Annotated in this window: 2 protein-coding genes; one reads left to right on the top strand and one right to left on the bottom strand. The window is 59.8% G+C overall.

The window, feature by feature from the left end:
- Positions 1 to 389 precede the first annotated feature (389 nt).
- Entirely contained in the window at positions 390 to 524 is a 135-nt protein-coding gene (locus G6R25_RS29235; protein WP_268903872.1) for a hypothetical protein, read from the bottom strand.
- Between the two features lie 131 nt (positions 525 to 655).
- On the opposite strand from G6R25_RS29235, the gene G6R25_RS24130 reads away from it, so the two are divergent.
- Positions 656 to 1148: Rieske (2Fe-2S) protein (locus tag G6R25_RS24130; RefSeq protein WP_163554670.1), on the top strand; the 493-nt coding region annotated here is incomplete at its 3' end.

Below are 1148 nucleotides of genomic sequence, written 5' to 3'. Positions count from 1 at the left end.
GACAGTCGGCTGGCTTTGTCGCATCCCTCGAGGCGAAGAGCCGCAGCGGCAGTCCAGGGCCCGGTCTGCACCGTTCGATCTGGGGTCGCGGATGCCTCCCGATTAGCCCAGTTGCACCCCAGGAAACCGCGGGTTGCAGTTTCCTGGGAGTTTCCTAGTGGAAACCGCTCTGACCTGCAGGTTTCCACGTTTCCTGGTTTCCCGGTGGGGGGCCCTACGCGTGCGCGCGCGAGGAAACCCCGTTGCAACCCTGCTCGGACACCCCGCCGGAGCCCCCCACTGACATCCAGTTCTTCGCCCGGCTGGGGCCCGGCAGCCGACATGCCAACGCCCCACCGGAAACAGTCCCAGCGGGGCGTCAGACGACCGAACAAGATCAGCCGAGGGTGTTAGTCAACGGTGTTGTCGACACCTGCTGGGTTGATCTCCTGGGTGGGGCCGTGGAGGCCGGTGGTGTCGAGGTGGTAGGCGGTGAGCAGCTCGGTGAGAGCCCCGAAGCCGCCGGTGTCCAACGACCGCAGCACTGCCCCCCAGGCCTAGGACGACGACCCGGTGGTAAAGCCAGTTCGCCAGTCGGGGCACCTCCAGACCCCACCGTCGGCGACAATATATTCTTTGAATATATTGTCGCCATCTTCTAGGAAGTATTGGATTAATGCCAAGCCGACGGAAACGCCTACAGGATTACGATAAGAAGATTTTGGGGGACCAGCGGATATGCGAGAAGCAGCCCGCCGAATACCCGATAGGCTGGTACTTTGCCCGATTCAGTGAAGATCTAAAGCCGGGCGAAGTAGTTCCTGTCGAATTCATGTCGCGTCAATTTGCACTTTTTCGCGGGAAGACCGGAAAAGTAGGCATGATCGACAGTCGGTGCTGCCACATGGGCGCCGACCTCGCACGCAGCGGCCAGGTCTCCGGCGATCGCCTTGCCTGCGGATACCATCACTGGGAATTTGAGTCCAATGGCCATTGCGCGGCGATCCCTCGGGTGCCAGACGACAGCATATCCCCACGAGCCAAACAGCTTTCGGTACCTCTCGTTGAACGCGCTGGAAGCATTTACTTCTGGTACGGCCACAAACCGGCTCGCGAGTTTATCGACCTTTCCTACCTCGATTCTTCGAATTTCCTTAATATAAAAGGTA

The sequence above is a fragment of the Candidatus Frankia alpina genome (assembly GCF_902806485.1).
GTDB classification, from domain to species: domain Bacteria; phylum Actinomycetota; class Actinomycetes; order Frankiales; family Frankiaceae; genus Frankia; species Frankia alpina.
The sequence above is the reverse complement of the archived record's forward strand: the minus strand, read 5'-3'. Positions and strand labels throughout refer to the sequence as shown.